Below are 4,255 nucleotides of genomic sequence, written 5' to 3'. Positions count from 1 at the left end.
CTTTGAATTGGTTTTTGTCGACTTTAATTCTACTGGATTTCAAGATGTCTTTCCTGTTTTTTTTCAAAATGAAAAAAGTGTCAGTGACAATCACGCCACCAACACTAGATATTATAGAGCCATTAAAGGAGTGAAGAATAATGATTCAAACAGAAAATAAGCAACCAATTAAAGAAATTAGTCACCAAGATATTTATAGTTTATATGACAGTTGGGAACAACTACAATCATGGCAAGAGGTACTGCCAGTATTAGAAAAGTTTTTCGAAGATGAAAACAGACCAGTAAACAAACAACAAATCGCCAGAAAATACCATGCTTGTTCACAAGTCTTTATGCTTTTTTACCTAGACTTTAGCCAAATTATGCAAAGAATGGAAAAGCAGTTGTTAGAATTGCGAAGCAGGAAAAAGGTCTAATGGTTTCGGAATGCTATTTTGCTAGATTCTGAGGGTGAAAAAAGAAGAATTTAGCAGAGCAGATTCAAGTGCTAAAGCAAACGGTGGGCATGTTACGCTAAAAAAGCTCGAGGAACTAGCCATAGGGATAGCTATTTTGTGAGTTCCTCGGGCACTGACAAACGGACATGCCTACTAATGAAAGTCAATGGCGATGAAATCGACGAAGTGAACCATTTACTTTTATTAGAGTGTTATTCAGTTGGTGGATTGATAACTATATCCATATCTAAATTCGATTGGTTTTGATTTTCGGTTGTTCGGATAATATTTTCAGCTAAATCATTGGCATAAAAATCAACTTCTTTTTGAATGCGTTTGTCATAGAGATAGAGAATTGCTTGTTTCAATTCTGATTCAGAAAATGTAGAAAGTTGTTCTATGAAAAATTTGAAAATTTCATCGGTGAAATGTTCGGTCATAATATCGTAATGAGCCAAAAATGAAGCTTTTGATTGAACTGAATTAAGCAATTCCAGTTCTGAACGAGATTGAATGTTTTCACTGCCAATTAATTGTTCAACGGGAGTTTCTAACACTTCTGAAATTTTTGATAAACGGTTTCCAGTTGGAAAAGTATTTCCTTTTTCATAATTAACAATGCTTTGTTTGGTTAACCCAATTTTTTCAGCGAGTTGAGATTGAGTGAGACCGCGTTTTTTACGGAGAAGTTTAAAGTTTTCTGCAAAGGTTTGAAATTCAGGATTCAAGTTAGCACCTCCATGATGATTTTATTATATTTTAACTTTAAGAAGAAAAAAAGTCAAAAAAAACTTTAATTTATGATTGACTGTTAAAGTATAATTATGATAAAATTTACTCATTAGTTAAAATATAATTTTACTTTCCGTTTGGTCGTGGTGCCATGCGCGCGACGCCACCAAGGCAGGAGCGCAAGCAATGAGTGCCAACGACCAAACCGAGCGAAGCTCGAAAGAAGGGCGCAAAGTAACACCGCCCTGACATTCACTAAAATTTGAATAGAAACATTGATATATCAGTACTTACAGCGATTTGAAAAGTGCATTGAAACAGCCGTTTTAGGAGGTGATAGAATGAAAAATAAAAAGCCCCCACTACTAATAGGGGGGTGACGTGCGCAAAATAGAGTAGAAGTATCTTGGAAAAGTAAATTTTTCCGAAAATGCCCTCACCACTAATAGGAGGGCTACGTGTACAAAACTGTACGATTACGATTTATAGTTGTAAGAAAAAAAGCAGAATTTCAAAAATAAGAAACTGAATTTCTTAGATTTAAAACTCTACCGTCGCAAGTTGAGTATACCATAATTTAAGAAATTCTCCAATTCAAGAAATTAGATAGGCTGACGCTTTCTTGCCCGCTACTCGTCAACATTGAGTATGTAGAGGCTTCAAACTGAGATTGCCACTATTTACTTGAATAGAACTGGAGGACTATGGATAGAACCAAGTATTTGTATGTAGGTATGGACATACATAAAGAAACCCATACAGCGGTATTACTGAATTACTTAGAAGAAAAACTAGGCGAAATCAAAATCAAGAACACGTTACAAGGATTTCACAAATTAGAAGATTATGTACTCAAACAAAAAGGGGAGCTGATACCTATTTTCGGATTGGAAGACGTCACTCATTACGGTAGAACTTTATCTATTTTTCTTTTAGATAGAGAGTATCCAGTAAAAGAAGTGAATCCGTCACTTTCCTATATGGAACGCATGAGTTATGCGAGTACACGAAAGAATGATACATGGGACGCCCAATGTATTAGTGCTGTATTAATGAGACGCTCCCACCTTTTGCCAGATGCCAACCCTCAAGACTATTACTGGACAATGCGCCATTTAGTTAATCGGAGAAATGCACTGGTTAAAGCAAGTACCAAACTAATGCAACAATTCCATGAACAGATACAAACAGCGTACCCGAACTATAAAGGATTTTTCAAAGAATTAGACTGTAAAACTTCTCTTACCTTCTTTGAACATTACCCGTCACCTAAGTATTTAGAACATGTATCAGAGGACGAATTAGGGGCATTTTTGAGAGTGCCAAGTCATAATACTTGTTCAACAAACAGAGCCCGTAAAATCCTTGATTTAGTGGCACAGGAGACGAGCAAAGAACGAGATTATCAATTTGCGAGAGATACAGTGATACAAAGCATTACAAGGCAGTTAAGAGCCTATCAACGAGAAATTAAGGAACTCGAACGAACAGAAAAACAAATGTATCAAAAACTAGATTATCAGCTAGAAACCATGCCCGGAATAGATATTGTGACCGCTTGTGCCTTAGTCGGTCATATAGGGGATATTGAACGATTCTCTAGTTCAGACAAATTAGCGAATTATGCAGGTGTAGCCCCGTTACGTTTTAGTTCAGCGGGAAAAGGAAAAGATGTACAGAACAAGTCACAAGGGAACAGAAAACTATATTCAACGTTGTACTTTCTTGCGATACAACAAATTTATCTTACAAATAAGGGAGACCCTAGAAATCCAGTATTTCGGGCTTATTTCGAGCGGAAAGTTTCAGAAGGCAAAACAAAGATACAAGCGTTATTGTGTATTATGCGAAAATTGGTTAAGATAATTTATAGCATGATGAAGCAAAAAACAGCGTATAAATTGCCTGAAATTGAGGAGAAAATAGCCTGTTAAGAAAAGTGTGCTAAACTGTTGATATAACAATGTTTTAGCTAGTTTTTAACAAAAGTAGTTCTCCGCCCCGAGAAAGCTAGTGGAGCTGATGATATATTTAAGAAAACTCCTGAAATTGAAAAACACTTAAAATATACAGACTCTAGTGTTCCTAGAAAACGAGGAATTGGTGGAGCTCATAACAGTGAAGAGTTCTTTAAAAATGATGTTAAAGTTATAAAACAAACATCAACAGATGTTCCAGGAGTGAATGTTGTGGAATATCAAATTCCAGAGTTAGATGCAAAAGGATTGCCCACTGGTAATTACAAGAAAACTATTTTTAAAAAATCAATATATGATCCCTCAATTATTCCAGATGATGAATATATAAAACGAGGTTTAGAGGCAGCCAATGATGCTATAAAAAATAATAACGGTAGTATGCCTAGAGAATGGGTAGGAAAAGATAGTTCTGGTAAATCATGGAGAGGATTTTTTAAAGACGGTGAAATCGATACATTTTTCCCAGATTAATTAAGGAGTGGATAACAGTTGAAAGAAAGAATTAAAGAGAATCAACTAATAAGTGAAAGTCATTTTCCTGTGAAAATTATTTTTAATGAAATAGAAAACGAACGATTTCTTGATATTATTAAGGTCGTATGTACAGGGGAAGGTTTTGGAGTAGAGGTAGGTGCTTGCTTGTTTCCAAATGATTTAGATGCTTATGATATTGCACAGGGAAATGGATTTGTTGGTGTTGAATTTGGATTGTACAGTGGAGAAGAGATAGTAATCACATATAATGAATTTTATTTCTATTTAGAGATTATTTGTAAGTCATATTTAATTGATTTTCCAGAGGAAAAAGAATTTATTAAAGAAAAATTAGAGGACTACAGAGCATTATATAGTATAAAATAAAAAGGCACTCTATCACTCGACAGGAATCGAGAAAATGGAGCATGGACTAGTAAGCAGTAACTTACTAATCAAGTTACGATTAGCTAATAAACGCTAACTGTATTTATTTCACAAAATTTAGGCTCTATAATATCTAGTGTTGGTGGCATGATTGTCACTGACACTTTTTTCATTTTGAAAAAAAACAGGAAAGACATCTTGAAATCCAGTAGAATTAAAGTCGACAAAAACCAATTCAAAGGA

Annotated in this window: 5 protein-coding genes; 4 read left to right on the top strand and 1 reads right to left on the bottom strand. The window is 34.9% G+C overall.

The genetic code is table 11. The features are described 5' to 3' along the window. Positions 1-140: 140 nt before the first annotated feature. Complete coding sequence (locus tag IW492_RS17725; protein ID WP_202069416.1) at positions 141-419, top strand: hypothetical protein; 279 nt, start codon at positions 141-143, stop codon at positions 417-419. A 233-nt stretch (positions 420-652) separates the two neighbouring features. Here IW492_RS17725 and IW492_RS17720 read toward each other — a convergent pair whose 3' ends face one another. Further along, positions 653-1,168 carry a helix-turn-helix domain-containing protein gene (locus IW492_RS17720; protein ID WP_202069415.1) on the bottom strand — a complete coding sequence of 172 codons (516 nt, stop codon included), beginning with the start codon at positions 1,166-1,168 and terminating at the stop codon, positions 653-655. Positions 1,169-1,876: 708 nt separating this feature from the next. On the opposite strand from IW492_RS17720, the gene IW492_RS17715 reads away from it, so the two are divergent. The 3 genes from IW492_RS17715 (at position 1,877) to cdiI (ending at position 4,012) form a co-directional block, all read left to right on the top strand. Further along, complete coding sequence (locus IW492_RS17715; RefSeq protein ID WP_202069414.1) at positions 1,877-3,106, top strand: IS110 family transposase; 1,230 nt, start codon at positions 1,877-1,879, stop codon at positions 3,104-3,106. Between the two features lie 93 nt (positions 3,107-3,199). Further along, a complete protein-coding gene (locus IW492_RS17710; RefSeq protein ID WP_202069417.1) occupies positions 3,200-3,622 on the top strand; it encodes a CdiA family toxin C-terminal domain-containing protein in 423 nt (140 codons plus the stop codon). Positions 3,623-3,640: 18 nt separating this feature from the next. Then, positions 3,641-4,012: a ribonuclease toxin immunity protein CdiI gene (cdiI, locus tag IW492_RS17705; RefSeq protein WP_202069413.1), complete on the top strand. Its 372-nt coding sequence runs from the start codon at positions 3,641-3,643 to the stop codon at positions 4,010-4,012. Positions 4,013-4,255 lie beyond the last annotated feature (243 nt).

The sequence above is a fragment of the Enterococcus sp. BWB1-3 genome, assembly GCF_016745275.1.
GTDB lineage: Bacteria > Bacillota > Bacilli > Lactobacillales > Enterococcaceae > Enterococcus_L.
Note: the sequence above shows the minus strand (reverse complement) of the source record. Positions and strands in the feature narration are given on the sequence as shown.

Coding starts and splice junctions, on each gene's coding strand:
- IW492_RS17725 (WP_202069416.1), top strand. CDS start 141: ATGATTCAAACAGAAAATAAGCAACCAATTAAAGAAATTAGTCACCAA.
- IW492_RS17715 (WP_202069414.1), top strand. CDS start 1,877: ATGGATAGAACCAAGTATTTGTATGTAGGTATGGACATACATAAAGAA.